Annotated in this window: 17 protein-coding genes; 10 read left to right on the top strand and 7 right to left on the bottom strand. The window is 41.1% G+C overall.

Features of this window, described 5'->3' with window-relative positions; all coding sequences use genetic code 11:
- Positions 1-50: 50 nt before the first annotated feature.
- Entirely contained in the window at positions 51-1,022 is a 972-nt protein-coding gene (locus ACKPQ4_RS04560; protein ID WP_407680025.1) for a type I phosphomannose isomerase catalytic subunit, read from the bottom strand.
- 67 nt (positions 1,023-1,089) lie between these two features.
- On the opposite strand from ACKPQ4_RS04560, the gene ACKPQ4_RS04555 reads away from it, so the two are divergent.
- Together ACKPQ4_RS04555 and ACKPQ4_RS04550 are read left to right on the top strand one after the other, a co-directional pair.
- Positions 1,090-3,681: an FtsK/SpoIIIE family DNA translocase gene (locus tag ACKPQ4_RS04555; protein WP_407680024.1), complete on the top strand. Its 2,592-nt coding sequence runs from the start codon at positions 1,090-1,092 to the stop codon at positions 3,679-3,681.
- 68 nt (positions 3,682-3,749) lie between these two features.
- Positions 3,750-4,580, top strand: a complete 831-nt coding sequence (locus ACKPQ4_RS04550) for a helix-turn-helix domain-containing protein (RefSeq protein ID WP_407680023.1) — start codon at positions 3,750-3,752, stop codon at positions 4,578-4,580.
- Positions 4,581-4,587: 7 nt separating this feature from the next.
- Here ACKPQ4_RS04550 and ACKPQ4_RS04545 read toward each other — a convergent pair whose 3' ends face one another.
- The 3 genes from ACKPQ4_RS04545 to ACKPQ4_RS04535 form a co-directional block, all read right to left on the bottom strand.
- Positions 4,588-5,742 carry a helix-turn-helix transcriptional regulator gene (locus ACKPQ4_RS04545; protein ID WP_407680022.1) on the bottom strand — a complete coding sequence of 385 codons (1,155 nt, stop codon included), beginning with the start codon at positions 5,740-5,742 and terminating at the stop codon, positions 4,588-4,590.
- Positions 5,743-5,812: 70 nt separating this feature from the next.
- Positions 5,813-6,115: a 4Fe-4S dicluster domain-containing protein gene (locus tag ACKPQ4_RS04540; protein ID WP_407680021.1), complete on the bottom strand. Its 303-nt coding sequence runs from the start codon at positions 6,113-6,115 to the stop codon at positions 5,813-5,815.
- A 15-nt stretch (positions 6,116-6,130) separates the two neighbouring features.
- Complete coding sequence (locus tag ACKPQ4_RS04535; RefSeq protein ID WP_407680020.1) at positions 6,131-6,475, bottom strand: glutaredoxin family protein; 345 nt, start codon at positions 6,473-6,475, stop codon at positions 6,131-6,133.
- Positions 6,476-6,529: 54 nt separating this feature from the next.
- Here ACKPQ4_RS04535 and ACKPQ4_RS04530 point away from each other — a divergent pair, with 54 nt between their 5' ends.
- The 7 genes from ACKPQ4_RS04530 (at position 6,530) to ACKPQ4_RS04500 (ending at position 16,420) form a co-directional block, all read left to right on the top strand.
- On the top strand, positions 6,530-7,363 hold the full coding sequence (locus ACKPQ4_RS04530) for a hypothetical protein (RefSeq protein ID WP_407680019.1): 834 nt from the start codon (positions 6,530-6,532) through the stop codon (positions 7,361-7,363).
- On the top strand, positions 7,360-7,995 hold the full coding sequence (locus ACKPQ4_RS04525; RefSeq protein ID WP_407680018.1) for a methyltransferase: 636 nt from the start codon (positions 7,360-7,362) through the stop codon (positions 7,993-7,995). The genes ACKPQ4_RS04530 and ACKPQ4_RS04525 overlap by 4 nt, the downstream gene beginning before the upstream one ends.
- 93 nt (positions 7,996-8,088) lie before the next feature.
- A complete protein-coding gene (gltB, locus tag ACKPQ4_RS04520) occupies positions 8,089-12,693 on the top strand; it encodes a glutamate synthase large subunit (RefSeq protein ID WP_407680017.1) in 4,605 nt (1,534 codons plus the stop codon).
- A gap of 25 nt (positions 12,694-12,718) precedes the next feature.
- The gene (locus ACKPQ4_RS04515) at positions 12,719-14,200 is read left to right on the top strand and encodes a glutamate synthase subunit beta (RefSeq protein ID WP_407680016.1); all 1,482 of its coding nucleotides are present in this window, start codon (positions 12,719-12,721) and stop codon (positions 14,198-14,200) included.
- A 13-nt stretch (positions 14,201-14,213) separates the two neighbouring features.
- Positions 14,214-14,810, top strand: coding sequence for a bifunctional phosphoserine phosphatase/homoserine phosphotransferase ThrH (gene thrH, locus ACKPQ4_RS04510; protein WP_407680015.1), 597 nt, complete (start codon positions 14,214-14,216; stop codon positions 14,808-14,810).
- 8 nt (positions 14,811-14,818) lie between these two features.
- Complete coding sequence (locus ACKPQ4_RS04505) at positions 14,819-15,370, top strand: NADPH-dependent FMN reductase (RefSeq protein WP_407680014.1); 552 nt, start codon at positions 14,819-14,821, stop codon at positions 15,368-15,370.
- 9 nt (positions 15,371-15,379) lie between these two features.
- Positions 15,380-16,420, top strand: coding sequence for a sialidase family protein (locus ACKPQ4_RS04500; protein WP_407680013.1), 1,041 nt, complete (start codon positions 15,380-15,382; stop codon positions 16,418-16,420).
- A gap of 11 nt (positions 16,421-16,431) precedes the next feature.
- Here ACKPQ4_RS04500 and ACKPQ4_RS04495 read toward each other — a convergent pair whose 3' ends face one another.
- Positions 16,432-18,030, bottom strand: a complete 1,599-nt coding sequence (locus tag ACKPQ4_RS04495; RefSeq protein WP_407680012.1) for a sulfatase family protein — start codon at positions 18,028-18,030, stop codon at positions 16,432-16,434.
- A 186-nt stretch (positions 18,031-18,216) separates the two neighbouring features.
- Positions 18,217-19,794, bottom strand: coding sequence for a sulfatase/phosphatase domain-containing protein (locus tag ACKPQ4_RS04490; RefSeq protein ID WP_407680011.1), 1,578 nt, complete (start codon positions 19,792-19,794; stop codon positions 18,217-18,219).
- Positions 19,795-19,918: 124 nt separating this feature from the next.
- Between ACKPQ4_RS04490 and glmS the strand changes: the two genes are divergently transcribed.
- Positions 19,919-21,763, top strand: coding sequence for a glutamine--fructose-6-phosphate transaminase (isomerizing) (gene glmS / locus ACKPQ4_RS04485; RefSeq protein ID WP_407680010.1), 1,845 nt, complete (start codon positions 19,919-19,921; stop codon positions 21,761-21,763).
- Positions 21,764-21,820: 57 nt separating this feature from the next.
- Here glmS and ACKPQ4_RS04480 read toward each other — a convergent pair.
- The coding region (locus tag ACKPQ4_RS04480; RefSeq protein ID WP_407680009.1) for an SIR2 family NAD-dependent protein deacylase at positions 21,821-22,373 on the bottom strand (553 nt) is incomplete at its 5' end.

The following is a 22,373-nucleotide window of genomic DNA, read 5'->3' as shown; positions in this document are numbered from 1 at the left end:
AATCTAATCTCTAAATTGAGGTCAACATGAATGAAATTATAACTAAAACCTTATATTGAATTTGTTTGGGGAATAAAGAAGTTGTCCGTTAAAATCATTTCTCCTGGTTGATTAATTTGAACTTCACAATCCTCTGCATAGGGAGAAAGGGCAAGTGTACCTGCCGGGATGACTTCGTTTGCAACCGAAATATCAGAAAAAAGGGGATTCAGGATCATGCATTGCTGTTGCAAGTTTTTCAGTTTGAGTTTCATCGGTTTAGGGAATGTAAACTTTCTTATCCTAAAGTGTTTGCACTCGGCTAGTACCTGAACTTGAGAGTTATTAGTGGAAGTAATTTCGGGTTCGAAATCGTTGAAATTAATACACCTTAACGACTCTTCGATATGGAGTTTTCTGGTAAATCCAGTCTTATCTTTCCTGCCCCAATCATAAACTCGATATGTTGTGTCCGAATTTTGTTGAATTTCTAAGATGAGATTACCCCCATCAATTGCATGTATCGATCCGCTATTAACCAATATGGAGTCCCCTGCAGATGAGTTAATACGATGGCAGACTGCTTCTAACTTATTTTCCTTGAGAGCTTTAATGAATTTCTTCTTTGTTGTTCCAATTTTAAGACCGACAAATAGTCCAGCCTCGGCTGTTGTATGAGCAACATACCAATTTTCAGTTTTCGGCTCACCAGATATTAAACCAGCAACAGATTTCGGAGGATGAACCTGTAAACTGAGGCGTTCATTACAATCTAACCATTTAACCAAAACTGGGAATTTGTCGTCTACATTCCAACCAGGTCCCATGATATTATGGGGCTGTCCCTTGAGCAATGCCCGTAATGTAATGGATTCACCTTCAGAATGAGTAAGTACAGACTGGCAATCATCTCTATCGACGATTTCCCAAGATTCTCCGATATTTTGCTTAGCTGGAATATTTCTTCCTAAAATAGTCTGAAATGCGCGTCCTCCCCATATTCGTTCGAAATAATGAGGTTCAAACTTGAAAATTTTGTGCATTACAGTTTCAATACCTTAATGTGTGGTGAAATTCAGATGTGGTGATTTATACGCCCAAAATATAATAGTGGCAAACGTATCTGCTAAAAACAAAAAAGGAAGTGGTCTGTCAGATTTGTCACCGGTTCAAAGAAAGGGCTGGGGGGTTTTCTTAGCCATTTTATCTCTATTGAGCTTGATATCTTTTATAGATTATAATCCATTGAACTATCATAATTTCCCTCCTGACGGTCCCGCTCCCATCTTGGGTCAAGCCGGTTTGTTAATTGCTCGATATGTTTTTGCAATTTTTGGGATATCCGCGTGGTTATTACCTTGGTCACTAGGAGTTTCCTCTTGGCTTTGTTTGAAACCAAGTACGAAGCAACAAAAATTTCAAAAATTATTCCCTCTTCCTTTTGTTATTATTTCAATTTGCCTAATAGCTAACCTTCGAGACTTTTCATCAATTGAAGATTCTGGTTTACCGCTTTTCGATCAGTCAATTTTGGAGCATGGAGCTGGTGGTGTCCTAGGTTCATGGATGTATTCTGGTATTCCACTACTCGAGGAATCTACGCAACAAAGTGGCGGGTTATTAAAGGTTTGGATAGGTGGTGTAGGAACTTGGCTACTAGCCATTTTTATGATGATTTTCTCATTGGCTTTTCACTTTTCTATCGGTGCGGAAAAAGTACAAAACTCTGTGGTCTTCTTGTTTGGTCTTTTCTCATCCCTGAAAAGAAACGGAGAAAAAACAATCGAAGATAAAGTTAACTCGACAGTTCCTGAAAAAGATAAAAATACTGAAGAATCCACATCCATTTGGAAAAAAATATTTTCTTATAAAAAAGACAGAGGCGAAGATGCCTTGTTTGGTGATATCTCTCGTCAGAGTACTGAATTTAAAGAGCCCCTTCAGTCATCCACAGGTTCTTCGCATCTTAAAAAACTTAAATCTCCCAAAATTGATAAAGTAGAACTTAAAGAAGAAAATGCAGAACCCCTAACAAATTTAGAAGAGCCACCTGCTTCCCCTTCAAAGAAAAAAGAATTGGATGTGGGTAAAGCTAAGGAATCAGTTCTTTTGGACGACGGCTTCAAAGTGGTAAGAGCGGAAAAAACAGAAAAATCTACAGACTTATTTCCTGAGCGGAGGGGAGATTATAAATTCCCTACGCTTGAATTGTTAATGGAACCTCCTGAAATTTCTTCTGGTGGAGATGAAGATCATATGATCAAAGCGAAGAGATTAAAGGAGACTTTGCATGAGTTTAAGATCGATGTTGAAATTGGAGAAGTTCATACAGGGCCCGTTATTACCCGTTATGATATTCATCCAGCGGCCGGTGTCAGGGTGGAAAAAATTGCCAATTTAGACAAAAATTTGGCAATGGCTCTAATGGCGGACGGAGTGCGCATACTTGCTCCCGTTCCTGGCAAAGGATGTGTCGGCGTGGAAGTACCTAATGATATATCGGCACCTGTTTGCCTCAAAGAAATCTTGCAATCAAAAGCTTGGGCTGATGCAAATGCTGAAATCCCTATTGTTTTGGGTAAAGAAGCTAGTGGGAGGCCTCTGGTTGCGGATCTAACCAAGATGCCTCATTTGTTGGTTGCAGGGTCTACGGGATCTGGGAAAACGGTCTGTATAAACGCGATCATCGCTTCTTTATGTTATCATTCAAGTCCAGAAGATGTAAGATTCATTATGGTGGATCCAAAAATTGTGGAAATGAAAGTCTACAATGATTTACCTCACATGCTTATTCCGGTGGTCACAGAACCTAAGAAGGTTCCTGGTGCTTTAAAATGGTTATTGGCTGAAATGGAGCGCCGTTATCAAATCTTCTCAAAAGTAGGAGTTCGTAATATTGCAGGTTTCAACGCTAAAATCCTAAAAGACAAAGAAGAAAAGGAAAAGGCCCAGTTGTTGGACGCGGAGATGACGGCAGAAGAACGAGCTGCTCTTTCATCAATTCAAGTTCCCCGGGACGATGATGTCTTAGAAATCCCTGAAAATAAATTGCCTTACATTGTCTGTATTATTGATGAATTGGCTGATTTAATGATGGTGGCACAAGCAGATGTTGAAACAGGAATCGCTCGTCTTGCCCAATTGGCTCGAGCAGCAGGTATACACCTTATCATTGCTACACAAAGGCCGTCAGTAAATGTTATCACTGGGGTGATTAAGGCGAACTTGCCTAGTAGAATATCATTTCGAGTTGCATCCTACCGTGATAGCCAGACAATTTTGGATGGAAAGGGTGCTGAGTCTTTGATCGGTAAAGGAGATATGCTTTTTATACCCCCGGGTAGTGCGAGTTTTATGAGGGCACAGGGAGCTTTTGTTAGCGATGAAGAAATAAACGGGATTGTAGACTACTTAAAAGTCAATGGCCCTCCGCAAATCATTGAAGAAGTTAGGGAGCAGATTGATTCTGCTGGAGAAGACGATGTCTTAGGTGCTGGAGATGGGGAATCTGACGATGACCCAATGTTAAAAAAAGCTGTGGAAATTATTCGCACAACCAAGCGAGCATCGACTTCAAACCTTCAGCGCAAATTAAGTATTGGATATAATCGGGCAGCAAGAATTATGGACGAGTTGGAAGATCGTGGAATTGTAGGTCCCGACTTGCCCGGTCAAGGAAGAGAAATTCTAATGGATCTTTAATCATTTGAAATTCTCAACTTGATCATCTTCGAATTTACTGAAAATGTGCTTACTAAACATAATATACGATGGCCATTGGACAAAAACTTGAAGAAGCTAGAAATCGAAAAGGGATATCCATACGAGAAGCATCAGAATCTACCAAGATTCGCGGTGATTTTTTAACTTCATTTGAAGCAGGTAAATTCGATCTTCAACTTCCAGAAGTTTATTTGCGTGGATTTATTCGTGTTTATGCACGATTTTTAGGTATAGATCCTGAGTCCGCAGTTGATGATTTAAATTTAGAAATAGGAGGGGATAAAGGTCGCTCCGTAAAAAAACCAATTGGTAAAATTGGGGGTTCTGAATCAGCTGATTCATCAAAAGATTTTAGCTCCGTTGATCACAAGGGAATTACTAGAGCCAAGACTTCGCTCTCATCCTCTAAAAATCCATTCATTTTTATTGGTTTAATTTCAGGAGGGTTTGTACTTTTTGCTATCATTCTAATTATAATCTTTTCCTCGGATGATCAAAAATTGGATTCAGGTTCGTCAGAACCAATTATTTCGTCTGAATCTTCAGTTCGGGAAACTGTGCCCAAGACGGGCAATCCTCAACGATCCATTGATAGTATCAATACAACTGATGAAATTTCTGTGGATTTGATGCTTAAACTGGCGACTTTTGGACCTATAGAAAGACTCATTATTAGCGATGAAGGGAAGTCACCTAAAGTTTTCCATGAATTTAAAAACCTCAGTAAGGGCTGGGAGAAATCTATACCCTTTAGCAAAAGCTTTAGGTGCTACAGTTCATCTCTCGAACATGTTAGGTTCGCAGTAGATGACGGCCTAGAAAAACAGGTTAACGGCCAAGGTGCGGGAAACTTTAGCTGGTCTGCTGAGAAAAAATAAAAAGGAATTAAGCAACTGTTAATGCAGCATGCTTCATAAACCAATACCAATTTTTGCCTTTGAGGAGTGCCGAAAATTGAACAGGAACATTTGTACCAGATTTGTGAACTAGGTTAATGTTGAGATCCATTACATTTTTACCCTTCATTATCTTAGCTGCACCTTCAAGTGCGATTGAAGTATCCTGAGGAGCAACAAAATTAATGAATGCATTATCATGAAGATGCTGTTGCGAATAGCCTAATAGTTCTGAGACATGAGAGGTGTTTCCATGAAAGCGCAACTCTCCATCAATTAATTCAATAATTCCCGAGTACTCAGCATTTTGAGTTAGGCGGTCCAATGAGAAGTGTCTTTCGGATGTGAAAACAGAACCCTCTTGGGCGAATTGACTGTTTTGATAATGTTTGGGCGTAAGGTTTACTCTTTTCTTAAATGCTCTGTGAAAGTAGTGAACGCTCTCGAATCCGCATGCATCGGAAACTCTTTTGACGCTTACTTTCGAACCTGACAGCATTTTTTTCGCTTGATCGATTCGGGTTTGAATTAAGTCTTCGGTGGGGCTGATTTTAAAAGTCGTCTTGTAAAGAGAAGCAAATCGACTCGTACTAAGTTTCATGATACCAGCCATGTCTTCAATTTTCCAGTTTTTGGAAAATTTTTCATGAATTTCTGCCCGCAAATCACGGAGTTTTTGAGCATGGTCGGGTAAAATCTCGACGAAATTGTGATTTGTTAGGCGATGAGTTTTGGCAAGTAATTCTAAAATGTGAGATAGCACGATACTCTCCCAGTTAAAATTTTTGGTTTTAATCTCTACCTCTATTTTAGAAATTATGCTGTCAGCGAAATGAACGTGCAATGGTTTCAATACAATGTCGGGTTCAATGCATGATAAGGTTGTCACCTTTGAGGCATCCTTACCTTTAAAGTATACTTTAGAATAAGCTAACGCATCGTTGCCTTGAGGTTTAACAACCAGGGGAATGTGCGGGCTTCTTAATAAAATGGATCCTGCGGTAATCTCGTGCAGGGATTCGCTGATTTCTATAAGTGCAGTGTTTTTAAACAAAAAGAAAACAAAAGCTTTATCGTCTTGAGTAAGGGATAAAGGTTGATGTTCATCTTTTATAGAAGAAATGATGGATAACTTATTTTTCATAGGGCAATGGTGTTATGAAAAAACAAATCTGCTTGAGAACAAGCATATTCTTTACGTTTTAACGTAGTGATTATTGATCCGCATCTGGATCTGAGCACTTTGGTCCTTTGAGGGCATCTATTTGTCCAACTAATTGAGGATACTCTTCAGCTTTTTCATTTAACTCAATCCATTCCTGAAGCTCTTCCGGAACATCCATATCAGGGAAGATCGCCTCAACGGGACATTCGTCCATGCATGCGTTGCAATCAATGCACGCTTCCGGGTTGATGTAGAGTCGGTCAGGAAGTTCATGGAAAGCGTCCACCGGGCATACGGAGACGCAGCTTGTAAATTTACAGTCAACACACTTTTCAGTAACTACGTAGGTCATGGTCTAAGAATTAGTTTAAAAGAATCGAACAGGAGAAGGGTTTTCTTCAGCCATACGACGATGCTCCTCGTCAGAGCAAGCAGAATCTATTGGAGCTTCAGGTTTTTGTTCACTAGATTCAACAAGTTTGTTAGATATTAAATAGTTTTCGACTTCCTCACCACTTACATCGGTTAGCATAACACCATCTACCTCTACGCATGGTTGGTTAGTCTGACCGGTTTTCTCTACCATCTCTGCAAAAAGATTTTGCTTGTTGATAATGTCGAGATCTTCGTATTCCAAGGAATATTTGTCCATGATTGCCCTGACACCCATGCTCCAACCGCACTGAGGCTTTAAATATGCTTTGATTTTCATTGTTTCTTTTTATCACTTTATTGAAATCTTCGCAAACCTAACCTTCAGCATTGTGTGCAAATAATTATTTTGAAACCAGGAAGATTGATACATCATCTCTCATTGGATGCTGCACTTGTTGCGATAGTTTGGAAAACTTTTGTTTCCGTCGGACTTAATAATAAATTTTTTTTCGAAGAAACCTTAATATTAGGTACGGCGGTTTGGTTGGCTTATTCTGCAGATCGTTTTTTTGAACCCACAGATAATAACAAAATCAGTCCATCTAGGTTTCTAATAGGTCGTGCACACCCCATCCGATTTGTAGTGGGTTGGGTATTAGTTTTAATTGCAATTATTATCTACTCAATGAGTACTCTGGGTATATTTATTTTGTCAGTTGGTTTTTGTTTATTTTTTTTAGCTCTAAGTAACTTTTTAATTTGTTTGATCGAAGGAAAGAGAAAACTTGAGTATTTTCCAAAGGAAATTCGCACCTCGTTCATACTTGGATTGGGGTGTATCTTTTGGGAATTCGGAAGGGCAGATTCTTTCTCTGTTTGCATGGGATGGATCTATATATGTTTTGCTTTCACACTTAACTGCCTAACCCTTAAAGAATTTGAGATAAGAAACGAGGATGAGGGCGCTGTATGTTCCTTTATTTCACATCACGCAACTCTTCGCAGGCAACTTTCCAAATTCTTTTATGGAGCTTGGAGTTGTTATTTATTTGTTGGATGGATTTTAGGCGAAATTTATCCTCCTTTTTTCTGCGTATCAGTCTTGCTACCAATTTTGTTGTTGTTGTTGCGAAAATGGCAACTCAGGGGTGACAAATTTAGAGTTCATTTAGAAACTACTTTTTGGGTTTTACCACTTGTGGCTATTTTATTGTATATCCTATGAATTTTGATCGAGTAGCTAAAATTTATACGATTTTAGAAAAAGTGGTTTTCGGAAATCAGCTTCAATGGGCAAGAACTTGTCAATTAGACAAAATTAGAGGACGTCAAAGAATTTTGTTAATTGGAGAAGGACGGGGTCGTTTATTTACTGAATTGATCAAGACCAATACGGGAGCAATCATTACCCTAGTCGAATCATCTGAAGCGATGCTATCTGAAATAAAAAATTCAATACCTTCATATAATCTTTCTAATCACAACTTCATAAACCTCTCCTTTGAAGATTTTAAATCTTTTCATAAATATGACGCCGTTTGCACGTGTTTTTTTTGGGATTGTTTTGAAATAAAAAAAATAAAAAGTGGCCTTAGGAAGATGCATAAAATGATGGAGTCAGATGCGGTTTGGTTAAACTCTGACTTTGCAATAAACCCCCAAACGAGTGTGTTTTATACATATCTTCACAAAGTCATGATTCGATTCTTATACCATTTTTTCAAAGTAAATTGCGAAATTGAGGCCAATAAACTTCAAGATATTCTATTGCTAGTGGAGGATTCAGGCTTTCGCTTACAATCTCGTAGATGGCATCCTACTTTACCTATTTCCTCAGAGTTTTTTGTTTCCAAGTAAATGGCTAACCCTTCTGCCTTGACCGCTAAACTGCATGGCGCAGAATACTCATTCCTTTTTGAAATACTTTGGCTTTGATATAACATACTGAACATGACTACTCCCAAGAAACAAGGTTTGTACGACCCTCAATTCGAGCACGAGAATTGCGGGATTGGATTGATCGTGGATATGAAAGGCAGAAAGTCCCACGATATTGTCCGTGGAGCTTTAGAGATTTGCGTAAACCTTGACCATCGTGGGGGTTGTGGGTGTGATCCTATTACCGGCGACGGCGCAGGCATATTTATTCAAACTCCCGATAAGTTTTTTCGCAAAGTAGTTACGGAGGAAATATCTAAAGAACTACCACCGGCCGGAGATTACGGAGTAGCATTTTTGTTTTTGTCTTCTAAGGAGTCCGACCGGATTAATGAAAAAAAGATAGTCGAAGAAGTTTTAAATGAGGAAAATCTCGGTCTGATCGGTTGGCGTAAAGTACCCGTGAGGAGTGAAATCCTTGGCAAAGCATCCGCCGCTTGTGAACCGTTAATGGAGCAATTGTTTGTTGAGCGCCCCGAATGTGTTGAGTCGGGGTTAGCCTTTGAAAGAAAACTTTATCTTGCCCGTCGAATTATAAGTCATCGATTGCGTTATTTAGATCATTACGACGACGTTGATTTTCACGCATGTTGCTTTTCTTCTCGTACCATCGTTTACAAGGGCATGCTTACCACGGAACAACTTTCGGACTATTTTCCGGATTTAAGTGATCCTGACATGGAATCAGCACTTGCACTAACGCATTCCAGGTTTTCGACAAATACTTTCCCTAGTTGGCCAAGAGCTCAGCCGTTTCGCTACATTTGTCACAATGGTGAGATTAACACAGTAAGAGGGAACGAAAATTGGCTTTATGCCCGACAAATGCAATTAGCGAGTGAAGTTTTTGGAGACGATGTTTCCAAACTCTTCCCCATCATTCGTGAAGATGGTTCGGACTCTCAAAAATTTGATAATTGCCTGGAATTTTTGACTCTCTCAGGTCGTAGTCTGGCTCATTCCATGATGATGATGATTCCTGAACCATGGGAAAAGCATAAGAATATGGATGTTCATAAGCGTGAATTTTATGAATTTCATGCCTGTTTGATGGAACCTTGGGACGGACCTGCATCCATTGCCTTTTCCGACGGAGTACAAATTGGTGCGGTTTTGGATCGTAATGGTCTTCGCCCATCTAGGTATTATGTAACTTCTGACGATCGAGTAATTTTGGCTTCAGAAGTTGGAGTTTTATCATCCATCCCTTCAGACAAAATTGTTAAAAAAGGGCGTCTGGAACCTGGTAGAATGTTTTTGGTTGATATGGATGAAGGCCGAATAATCGAGGATGATGAACTTAAAAAGAGCATATCTTCGGAAGCACCCTATGGTGCTTGGCTGAAGAGTTCTTTAATTAATCAAGCGGATCTTCCTTCAGTATCCAACGATTCAGAGGATGTATTTAGTACCTTGCTCACTAGGCAAAAAGCATTTGGTTATACTTTTGAAGATTTGCGGTTTTTAATCGGTCCAAGTGCAGAAGTAGGCAAACAACCATTAGGCTCGATGGGTAATGATTCCCCCTTGGCAGTTTTGTCAGAAAAGCCACAACTTGTTTATAATTATTTCAAACAACTTTTTGCCCAAGTAACCAATCCGCCCATTGATCCTATTCGTGAGGAAATTGTGACTGCATCGGTTACTTTTCTTGGCTCGGAAGGAAACCTTACCAAGCCAGGTCCCGACAGTGCACGAATGATCAAATTTGAAAGTCCATTAGTGGACGACAAAGTTATTCGTCAACTGCAAGGAGAATTGCCCGCCCCGTTTAAATCGGTGACCTTATCAGCTTTGTTTAATGCTGATAGAAAAGAAAAGCCTTGTGCCAAGGCATTGGAGGCTTCCTTGGGGGATCTTTTCCTTCAAGCTGACCAAGCGATTGAAAACGGAGTTAATCTGTTAATCATTTCAGATCGAGGAATTAATTCCGGGCAAGCAGCTATACCTTGTTTGCTTGCGTCTTCTGGGTTACACCACCATTTGATTCGAAAAGGCACACGCACGAAAGTATCGATTATTGTCGAGTCGGGAGAGCCCCGGGAAGTCCAGCATTTCGCTTTATTGCTTGGGTATGGAGCTGATTTGATCAATCCTTACCTTGCCTTGGAAACCGTTCGCCATCTCATACATACTGGAGATTTGCAGGCTGACCCTGATTCTGCGTGCCAAAAATTTCTTAAGGCAAACTTAAACGGAGTCATCAAGACCATGTCCAAGATGGGGATCTCCACAATTGCCTCTTATCGGGGGGCACAAATATTTGAAGCGATTGGCTTGAACCAGGAGGTCATCGACCAATATTTCACCAAAACATCCTCCCGTGTTTCAGGTATTGGGTTGAGCGCTCTTTCGGAAGAAACACTCACTCGTCATCGTACTGGTTTTTCCGAGCGACCAGACGGCAGAGCTTCAGATTTAGATCCTGGCGGTGTTTACCAGTGGCGAGCAAATGGTGAAAAGCATCTTTTTAATCCCACTACCATCCATAAATTACAAAAAGCTACCAAACTTGGAAATTTTTCTGTTTTTCGGGAATATTCAGATGCGGTGAATGATCAATCAAGAGATCTGTTCACATTACGCGGATTGATGGATTTTAATTTCGATTCTGCAAAAGAAATTCCATTAGACCAAGTTGAGTCTGCATCAGATATCGTTAAGCGATTTAAAACCGGAGCAATGTCATACGGGTCGATTTCAAAGGAAGCTCACGAAAGTTTAGCTATCGCGATGAATCGACTAGGTGGTAAATCCAATACTGGAGAGGGCGGGGAAGATCTTGAGCGCTTTACGCCTGATGCAAATGGTGATTCCCGGCGGTCCGCAATCAAACAGGTTGCGAGCGGCCGTTTTGGAGTAACTAGTTTTTACTTGGTGAATTCGGATGAAATACAAATTAAAATTGTACAGGGAGCCAAGCCTGGAGAAGGTGGCGAATTGCCCGGTCACAAGGTCCTCCCACCTATTGCCAAAACAAGGGGAACTACCCCTGGCGTAGGATTGATTTCTCCACCTCCACATCATGATATCTATTCAATCGAAGATCTGGCTGAACTGATTCACGATCTGAAAAATTCCAATCATCATGCTCGTATCAATGTAAAATTAGTTTCGGAAGTGGGTGTGGGCACAGTTGCTGCGGGAGTAGCCAAAGCAAAGGCAGATGTCATCCTTGTCTCGGGATATGACGGTGGAACGGGTGCATCCCCCCGGTCATCCATCCAGCATGCAGGTGCTCCATGGGAATTAGGATTGGCGGAAACCAATCAAACTTTGTTGCTAAATGATTTGCGCAGTCGAGTTGTTTTGGAGACTGATGGTCAACTCAAAACGGGTAGAGATGTGGTTATTGCCTGCCTATTGGGAGCCGAAGAATTTGGTTTCGCCACTGCACCACTCATTACTCTTGGATGTTTGATGATGCGTGTATGCCACAAGAACACCTGTCCTGTGGGTATAGCCACTCAAGATCCAAGGTTGCGTGAAAAGTTTGCCGGTGGAGCAGATGCCGTTGTCAATTTCATGAATTTTGTTGCTGAAGAAATTCGGGAAACCATGGCCAAACTAGGCTTTCGTACAATAAACGAAATGGTTGGTCGGGTGGACATGCTCGAATTAAGAAAAGCAATTAATCATTGGAAAGCCAAAGGCCTTGATTATTCCGGAATTTTACACCGCCCTGATGTTGGACCAGAAGTGGGAACTTATTGCCAAATGAAGCAAGATCATTTGCTTGATCGTTCGTTAGATAATCGTGAAATTCTTAAACGTGCAATGCCTGCAATTGAAAACGGTCAAGCGGTGAATATTGATCTTCCTGTGATTAATACTGATCGTGTTGTAGGTACCATTACTGGTGCTGAAATTTCGAGAAAGCACGGGCCCAACGGACTTCCTGAAGATACCGTTAAGGTAAACCTATCCGGATCTGCGGGACAAAGCTTAGGAGCCTTTTGCCCCAAAGGAATGACTTTCACGGTAACTGGCGACACCAATGACTATTTGGGTAAGGGTTTATCAGGTGGAAAGATTATTGTTCGGCCTCCTGAGGATTCTCCTTTTGTTGCCCATGAGAACATCATTGCAGGAAATGTATGCTTTTATGGAGCTACCGCCGGTCAGGCTTTTGTGTCCGGAGTAGTAGGGGAAAGATTTTGCGTTAGAAATTCTGGAATTCATGCCGTTGTTGAAGGGTTAGGAGATCATGGTTGCGAATACATGACTGGTGGATTGGTATTGTGCCTTGGGAAAACAGGTAGAAACTTCGGAGCTGGTATGTCTGGAGGAGTCGCTTACATCTATGACGAGGAGGGTGATTTCGTTTCAACAAAGTTAAACACAGAGATGGTAAAGACTTACCCATTAGTCGAGTGTGATGACCAAGAGATAGATTTGATTAAAAGTTTAATCTCTCGTCATGTTGAATATACTGATTCTCCTCGAGGAATTGATCTCCTGAATGACTGGTCGTCAGCTGCAGAAAAATTTGTAAAGATCATGCCCGAAGACTATGAGCGCGTTCTATTTGCTCTCAAAAAAGCAGAAGAACGAGGACTTGAAGGGGATGATGCAATCCAAGCCGCATTTGAAGAAAATGTGGCTGCAGGTCACTAATTTTAACTTTTATTCCTCTCAAATTATGGGAAAACCAACCGGATTTTTAGAACACGAAAGGCAATCCATACCTGATCGCTCTCCTTTGGAAAGAATCAAGGACTGGAAAGAAATACATGAACCTTTCGACGAAGACAAAGTACGCCAACAAGGCTCTAGGTGCATGGATTGTGGTACACCCTATTGTCATACTGGAATGACTTTAGCTAATATGGCTAGTGGTTGCCCGATCAATAACTTGATTCCCGAATGGAATGACTTGGTCTACAAAGGAAAATGGCGTGATGCTTTGGATCGTTTACATAAGACTAATAACTTTCCTGAATTTACTGGACGCGTTTGTCCCGCTCCTTGTGAAGGCTCTTGTGTGCTTGGAGTTATTGAACCGCCCGTCACCATCAAGAGTATAGAATGTTCAATCATTGACAAAGGATTTTCAGAAGGGTGGGTAACTCCTCAGCCACCTACCCAAAGATCTGGCAAAAAAATAGCTGTTGTAGGTTCTGGGCCTGCTGGAATGGCAGCGGCTGATCAATTAAATAAAGCCGGCCATTTAGTTACCGTTTACGAACGGGCGGACCGGATTGGTGGCTTATTACTTTATGGAATTCCCAACATGAAGTTGGAAAAGGAAATTGTTCAAAGAAGAGTCGACTTGATGGCTGCTGAAGGTATTAAGTTTGTTGTTTCCACTGAGGTCGGCAAAGATTTGCCTGCTAAGTCCCTCTTGGAAGATTTTGATTCGGTCGTTTTATGCTGTGGAGCGACTAAGCCAAGAGACTTACCGATTGAGGGAAGAGAGCTCAAGGGTGTTCATTATGCAATGGAATTCTTGACAATTAACACTCAGGGATTGCTTGAGCTTAAGGATGTTACAGCTTTTGAAACTGCAGCCAACAGCAAAGATGTTGTAGTGATTGGAGGGGGCGATACCGGCACTGATTGTGTGGGAACTTCCGTTCGTCATGGCTGCAAGAGCATTACGCAGTTGGAAATCATGCCCCGTCCACCTGAAGAAAGGGCAGATGACAATCCATGGCCCGAGTGGCCCAAAGTTTACAAGATGGACTATGGACAGGAAGAGGCCAAAGAAGTTTTTGGAAAAGATCCGCGCAATTATTTGACCATGACCAAAAAGTTTATTGGAGATGATCAAGGCAATCTTAAAGGTGTGACAATTTGCGACATCGAATGGAAGATGGAGGACGGTAGATATTCTCCAGTCGAAGTTCAGGGAAGTGAGCGAGAAATACCTGCCCAAGCTGCTTTTTTAGCAATGGGTTTTCTTGGACCAGAAGATACCATTGCAGAAGAATTGGGCTTAGCACGAGATTCTAGGTCAAATGTACAGGCAGAGTATGGAAGGTTTTCCACTAATATTGAAGGCATATTTGCGGCTGGAGATATGAGGCGCGGTCAATCTTTGGTGGTTTGGGCCATTAATGAAGGCAGAGCAGCAGCTCGTGAATGTGACCGTTATTTAATGGGCGAAACTTCGCTTCCATAATTCCCCATTTTATATGCAAGTAGTTTGTTTGGATCTTGAGGGAGTTCTAATCCCTGAAATTTGGATTGCTTTTGCTGAAAAAACTCAAGTTCAAGAACTCAAGCGGACAACTCGAGATGAGCCTGATTATAAAAAGTTAATGGATTACAGGTTGGGTATACTCGATAAAAACGGGTTTACACTTCCTCAAATCCAAGAAGTAATCGAGACTTTAGAGCCCCTGCCTGGAGCGGTTGAATTTTTAGCAAAGCTAAGAGCTTCTCATGAATTGATCATTCTTTCTGATACTTTTCGAGAATTTGCTCTTCCTTTAATTAATAAACTCGGGAATCCGACTCTTTTTTGTCATGAATTGCAAGTCAGTGAGTCTGGTCGTATTGAAGAAGTTAAGTTGCGCTTAGCCGATCATAAAAGAAAAACCGTACAATATTTACAAAAGTTAAATTTTGAAGTGATTGCATCTGGGGACAGTTATAACGATCTCGGAATGTTGCTGTCAGCAGATCGTTGTTCTTTCTTTAAACCACCAACTTCTTTAACGGTTGAGTATCCTGATATTGAGGTAGCTAGAAATTACGATTCACTTTACCAATTTATTCAAGGAAGCTAGAGCATCAGATGATTGAAATCATTGTTGGTACTAACCGTCGTAATAGCTCATCCGCAGTGGTTGCTAATTGGTTACACAATTTTTATTCCGATTTGTCAGAGTCAAGCCAAGTGATGGATTTAACAGATCTGCCCTTGGAAACTTTTTCCCCTGATGCTTACAAGGAAAAGCCTGAGAAGGTGAGAACTTTTACTGATAGAGTATTAAACGCCAAAGGACTGGTTGTGGTCACACCGGAATATAACGGTAGTATGACAGGAGCTCTGAAACTTTTTATTGATCTTTTACCTTTTCCTGAAAGCTTTGAAAATCGACCGGTCTGCTACCTCGGACTTGCTTCTGGACAATTTGGAGCCTTACGCCCGGTGGAGCATTTGATGCAAGTATTTGGTTATCGAAATGCTTATAATTTTCCTAAAAGAGTTTTTCTGCCATTTTGTCATAATTGTATTGATCCTGAAAAGGGAGTAACCGATGAGGAGTCGGCCAATCGTTTGCAGCAACAAGCCATCGGATTCATTGAATTTTGTAATCTTTTACAAAGTCGAAACCCGGAGTAGTTTTTTACTATGACTTGTTTTGGGTTATCCGTAGTTGCAACCCATGCTTGCGGTTGGCCTAACCTTACGAAATTGGATAACGGTGATTTATTTTGTGTATATTTCAACGCCCCAAGCCATGGCTTAATGCAAGGTGATTTAGTTTGTTCTAAAAGAAAGCCTAATGAAACAAAATGGAAAAGAATTTCCATTGTATCCAAGAGACCACCAAATGGAAATCGTATGCATTTGTCGGTTGGTCAGGCACACAATGGAGACCTCCTTTGTTTTAGTAGCGGTTTTATTTTAAAAGACGAAAAGTTCGTTGGCTTTGCAGGTCATTGGCTTTCTCGATCAATGGATGGTGGCCTTACCTGGGATGAAGAGAAACATCCGACCATTCCTCAAAAACTAAAAAGTTGCATTCCTTACGGTCGAATTATTCGTATCGGCAAAACAACTTTAGCCTATTCTTGCTATCGAAGTCAGGGTAGGGGAGAACCATCAGAATCCTGGGTGTGCTTTTCCGATGATGATGGTTTAACTTGGAAACGATTCTACAAACTCGGGAGAAACGATTCGAATGAAGTCGCCCTTTGTTCTCTTCCAAATGGCAACTTACTCGCTGCAGTTCGCACGCATGTAGATCATCATCTAAAAGTCTGTGAGTTTTCTCTTGCTGAAAAGAGATCTATAGAAAAGGGAGCGGTTTCATTGCCAATGCAGCATCCTGCTGATCTTATTCGAGTGGGTACAAATTGCTTGCTCATGACTTATGGCTTACGCAACCGCGGATTGATGGGACTGGCTGTGCGTGTTAGCCTTGATTTTGGAAAGACATGGTTGCCACCTTGTACTATTCATCAATTTGGGGACAAGGCAACAGATGTGGGGTATCCTTCAACGGTTTGTTTAGATAAAAAAGGAACTTTGGAAACTGCATATTACACAGATTTCGAACCGAAGCTCACTGCCAAGCCTAATTGTTACCGTGTGATTTCAAAGAAATGGTCTCTAAAGGATTGGATGCATCCAGACCATTTTGTAAAAATATCGTTTGCAAACAACTAGGGTAAGATAATTTACGATTTCTTCCTGTATTTTTCGATATATTCAGGTCTTACAGATGTATCGCTTTGATCATCATAAAATTTTTGGAGATTTTTTAATCTCTTTTTTAGGGATTTTTGAAGTTCTAAAAATTCTTCCTTCCCATAAAGATTCGTTACTTCGTCAGGATCTTTCTTGAGGTCGTACATTTCCCATTCATCTCCGAATTCATAGAAATGCATTAATTTGTATCTATTTGTCCTAATGCCGTAGTGACGGGGGACCATGTGAACACTGGGATACTCGTAATAGTGGTAGTAGATTTCTTTTCTCCAATTGTCCAATTTTTCCCCTTTAAGCAAAGGCACGATCGATCGCCCCTGCATGTCTTTGGGTTGAGGTGCTCCGGCAAGATCGAGAAAAGTCTGAGCATAGTCGAGATTTTGTACCATTTCTTCCTGTTTACTACCCGCTTTGATGGTGCCTGGCCATTTCACGATAAGTGGCATTTTGAGCGATTCCTCATACATCCAGCGTTTATCGTACCATCCATGATCTCCAATGTAGAAACCTTGGTCAGAGGAGTAGATAACAATGGTGTTTTTATCGAGTCCAAGCTTTCTAAGCTCTTCTTGGAGTGTGTGTAAGCTCTCGTCGACACCCTTAACGCACCTTAAATAGTTCTTTGCGTATCTTTGAAACTTCCAACGGACAAGATCTTTACCTGAAAGTTTGCCTTTCTTAAAAGCTGCATCTTTTGGTTTATAATGAGACCTCCAAGTATTAATTTGATTAGGTGTCATTCTTTTCATGTTACGCCATGCCGAGCGGTCCTGAGCTTTCTGAGAACGTTCTTGATGAAATCCTGGGGTCAAATCTACGAACAAGTCGTAATTTAAATCCATATGTCGGTCGATTTCCAGTTCTTGTTGTCTTGCTCCAGGAGCATTATCTGTCCATTTATCGAAGAGGGTAGGTGGTTCAGGAATTTCAATGTCGTCATAAAGGGGCAAATGCCTCAGGGCTGGCATCCAACTCCGATGGGGTGCTTTGTGTTGAACCATTAGTAAAAAAGGCTTTTCTTCGGTCCTTTTTTGATTGAGCCACTCCACTGCTAAATTTGTTACCACATCGGTGCAGTGGCCTTCGATACGTCTTTTTTTATCAGGAAAAATAAGGTCTGGATTATAATACAACCCCTGTCCTGGTAGAACCGCCCAGTCATCATAGCCTAAAGGTTTTCCCTTAAGGTGACTTTTTCCATAGATTGCAGTCTGGTAGCCAGCCTTTTGTAAAAGTTTAGGAAAGGTTTGTTGATTCCAATCAAATGCATTGCCGTTGTTCATGAAGCCATTTTTATGGCTATGCTTTCCAGTCTGGATGACGGCTCGACTTGGACCACAAATTGAATTTGTGCAAAAACTGTTTACGAAAATCATACCTGACTCTGCTAGTTTATCGATTGCGGGCGTTGGGTTTATTTCCTTTAACCATCCATTGTAAGAACCAATTGCATGGGGTGCATGATCATCGGAGAAAACGAACAAAATGTTAGGCCGGTTTTCTTTTCTGTTTTCCCCATAGATAGTAAGAGGAATTAAGCAGATAATAAGGTAAGAGATAATTTTCATAATGTATAATGATAAAAGACCAAAAGAAAGGCATCGTCCTCCCAAACGATGCCCCTCGATTTATGCAAACCTTTCACTAAATTAGGGTAATAATTATCATAAATCAAAAGAATTTTATAAAATAAGGCTAAATTAAGAATTCTTTTACTAATTTTTGGCAACTTATGGGATAACAGAAATAGGGTGTCAGCGTTTCTTATTTTTCGGGCTTCTTTGCTTTCTTTTCCAATTTTCAGAAAAAAGTTGATTTTCTCGCTTATTTTTTCTGAATTCGCCAGCACGTTTCAGATATTCTTTGTATTCGGTGACAAGGGTGGAGTGAGTCTCTTTGTTATAAAGATTTTGCAATTCTTTAGGGTCATTTTCTAAATCGAAAAACTCCCATTCGTCGAATGGATAGTAATGTACAATCTTATATTTCCCTTTTCTCAATCCATGGTGGGGGGAAACGCCGTATTCTCCTGGATGGGTAAGGTGGGAAAAATACAGTTGATTATTTCTAATCAGATTTGAGTTAGACTGAGGAATAATTTGGCTAGGTTCGTTGGTTATAGATTTACCAAGATTTTTTATGAGAGAATATAAGTCAAAGTCCCGGAAAATCTCTTCAGTTTTAAAAACCGGAGTATGCAATCCCTCGAAACCTGCAAATACCAAGGGAACACGAGCACTTGGTTCATACATCCATTCGCTGCCAAACCATCCGAATTCACCGGTAAATCTTCCTCTTTCAGAGGTGTAAATGAAATTATACCCCTCCTCGACATTAGAATCCATCGAGTCAACAAGTCGCCCGATATTTTCATCCATGGCATATAAGCATCGGAGGTAATTTTTAATAAACCTTTGAAACATCCAAATTGAAACCGATTCGCCTTGCGGTGATTCACGAGAAAATGCTTCGTTTTGAGGTTTCCACGAAAGTCCCCATGCGGACTTCTGTTCATCGTTCATAGATTTCCAGTTTTTAGCCCATATAGAGGTTGTACTGTCAGAAGAATTTAGATCAGCGTAATTAGGTAAGAATAAATCTAGTACAGGGTCTAGGTCTGAACCTATGTTCATATTTTGGTATTTATTTGCCGGTGCCCTGTTTTCGAGGTTTGAAAAAAAGGTTTCTGGGGTATCAAACCATTCAGCGTTGTATTTATCGATCGTCCTAATGGGAGGAATCCATGGTCTTTTTGTTGATTGAAAGGAAACTAGAGCAAAAAAAGGTTTTGTTTCAGTACGCTTATTTAACCATTGAATGGCTAAATCTGTAATCACATCAGTTGTATGACCCTCGGTTACATACTGGTTTTTAGAATCTTTGATGCGCGGATTAACAAAAATTTCCGGGTCATCCAAAATCTTCCAAAGGTCAAAACCTGCATAATTAGGGTCCTTGTCCCAAGTCCAAGAACCAAAGAAAACTGTTTCATATCCTATCGTTTTAAAGTGTTGGCTGAGGAATTGACTGGAGTCAAAACCTTCCATTTTCGCACTCTTTGATTTTCCAGTAAGCAGGGAAAAGGCAGTATAGTTCGGACCAGCATTGGTGCAGTAAGCAAGCGGATGAAATTCACCGACTTGGGATATTTTGCTTAAATGAGGAGTGGGATTAATTAATGTCCTCAAATCTTCTGAATTAGCCAAAAACCGTACAGCGTGGTCTTCAGATATACAAATTAGAATATTGGGTTTCTTCCCATTAGTTTCCGCTTTGGTAGAAAAATGAAATGCCAGAAAAACGATGGTCCAAATTGGTAATCTAATTCCCATGCGTAACACTTTCGGTAATTCAAATTAAATTGGCGAATCTTTTCAAAATCAGTTTAAAATTTTATGTGTTATAAAAGAAACAACTCCTTGAACAAATATAAATGAGGAACTATAAGGTTTACCTATGTGCGGAATAATTGGTTACTTAGGAAAAGGAATAGCTCAAGATTCGTTAATTGATGGTTTGCGCCGATTAGAATACCGGGGGTATGATTCCGCAGGTGTTGCCTTCCATGACGGAAAAACATTTTCCCTATCTCGGGAAACCGGCAGGGTTGAGAACTTGGCAAAGTCATTGATTTCAGGGTGTAGTAAATCCTCCCTCGGAATTGCTCATACACGTTGGGCTACTCATGGACCTGTTACTGTTTCCAATACTCACCCTCATCTGAGCCATGATAAGAAGTTTGCCCTCGTACACAATGGGGTGATTGAAAATTTTTCTACTCTAAAAAAGTTCTTGATCCAAAAGGGCATTAAGTTTGAATCTGAGACCGACTCTGAAGTACTGTGCAATTTAATTGCTTATCATTACGCAGAATTGCCCGAAGGAAAGGATCGATTCATTGATGCGATCAGTACCGCACTAGGTAAATCTCGAGGAGCTTACGGCATAGCAGTTATGTGCCTCGATTATCCGGATATGATGGTGGGGGCCCGTCGAGGGTCACCCCTTGTGGTCGGGATCGGGGATGATGCCAACTTTATTGCGAGCGATGCTTCCGCGTTTGTTGGTCGAGCGAAAGAAGCGGTTTATTTGAAGGATGGTGAACTGGCCATCTTGAAGGGTGGTGAATTTCGCATTACTAATCAGGAAGGGCACGATGCCGAGGCCATTGCTCAGCCATTAGATCAGACCCTTGAGGAAGTTGAACTTGGTGACTTTGGGTCTTACATGGAGAAAGAAATCTTCGAGCAACCTACTGCTCTTCGTAATACTTTGCGCGGTCGGTTTGGGGACGATGGAACCACAGCAAAATTAGGTGGTTTGGAGGGCCACGAGGATGAGCTTAGAAATGTGGACCGAATTGTTTTCGTTGCCTGTGGTACCGCCAGGCACGCCTGTATGGTAGCAGAATATTTGATCGAGAAATTAGCCCGGGTACCAGTAGAAGTAGAGCATGCTTCCGAATTTCGTTACAGAAATTCTCCAAAGTCGGGACGCTCCTTAGTTATTGCGGTTAGCCAATCCGGTGAAACCTTGGATACCCTAGAAGCAGTGCGAGAAGCCAAAACCAAGGGGTTACTTACTCTTGGTATTACCAATGTAGTCGGTTCTTCTCTTGCCCGTGAGACAGATGGAGGAGTTTACCAACGAGTCGGGCCTGAGATCGGCGTCGCTTCCACCAAAGCTTTTTCATCTCAGGTTTGCTTGTGTGCCATGTTGGGGTTGGCTCTTGGGAGAATGAGAGACTTATCTCCAACTGATGGTGCAAACTTGGTAGAAGCTCTTAAAGATATGCCCGACTTGGTTGCGGGAATTCTCCAGAAAGGCGAACAAATCCGCAAGCTTGCTGTAAAATATGCTAAGTCGGAACATTTGCTTTTTCTTGGGCGACAAAGTCTTTATCCCGTTGCCCTTGAAGGTGCACTAAAATTAAAAGAAATTTCCTATGCCCATGCCGAGGGGTATCCTGCGGCAGAACTCAAACATGGGCCAATCGCTCTGATTAATCCTGAATGTCCTTGTATATTTTTAGTCGAAGGTACCAAGCTGTCGGCCAAAACTATTGCCAACATGCAGGAAGTTAAAGCACGCAAAGGACCAGTGATTGCATTTGTGCCTGAAGATATTGAAATTCCAGAAGGAACCGCTGATGATATTTTTCGACTCCCTGTTGCTCACGAGGTGGTTCGACCGATTTTAGCTAATTTACCTCTTCAGCTTTTTGCTTACCATTTTGCTCAATTGCGGGGTTTGGATGTGGATAAACCCCGTAATTTAGCCAAATCGGTTACCGTGGAGTAAGCAACGCTTGTTGGATTACTTCTTTTGGTAAGAAGTTAGAACGGTTAATTTACCGCCCTACTTCCACAACATTAAATCTAATAGTTCTAAAGCTTCGAGGGCTCCAGATGCCAGAGCGGTTGAACCTTTAGGTACTTGGTAATCCCTTGGATTGATCCTCACCATATTGCAATCGTACTCCTTCATCGATCGTTCGCAAAAGAAACGAACGGTTGGTACGCTTATTCCTGCTCCTAATTCGATAATTAAAAGATTTTTAGAAGCGTTAATATCAAACCAACTATTTAGGGTTCTCTCCTGCTTTAGATTGATAGAGGAATCCCAGTAAAAGTCAGAAAACATCAAAATGTTGGGTCGGGCCAAAGATCCGCAACTTGGACAGGTGGGGAGAGAGGATGTACATAACAATGAATCTGGGCAGACCTTGACTAACGGAATGCCCTTGTCCATAGGTTCCCAAATTGGCTGACCGCATGCTTCTAAGCATTGCAAACGCATCAAGGAGCCATGGCACTCCAATACCTGTTCACTCCAGCCGGCTCGGTTAAAATGACCATCGACATTTGAGGTAAATATAAAGGAAGGGATTTTTAATTTATGACCCCAGTTT

Source organism: Candidatus Chordibacter forsetii (assembly GCF_964187505.1).
Taxonomy (GTDB): domain Bacteria; phylum Verrucomicrobiota; class Verrucomicrobiia; order Opitutales; family Seribacteraceae; genus Chordibacter; species Chordibacter forsetii.
Note: the sequence above shows the minus strand (reverse complement) of the source record. Positions and strands in the feature narration are given on the sequence as shown.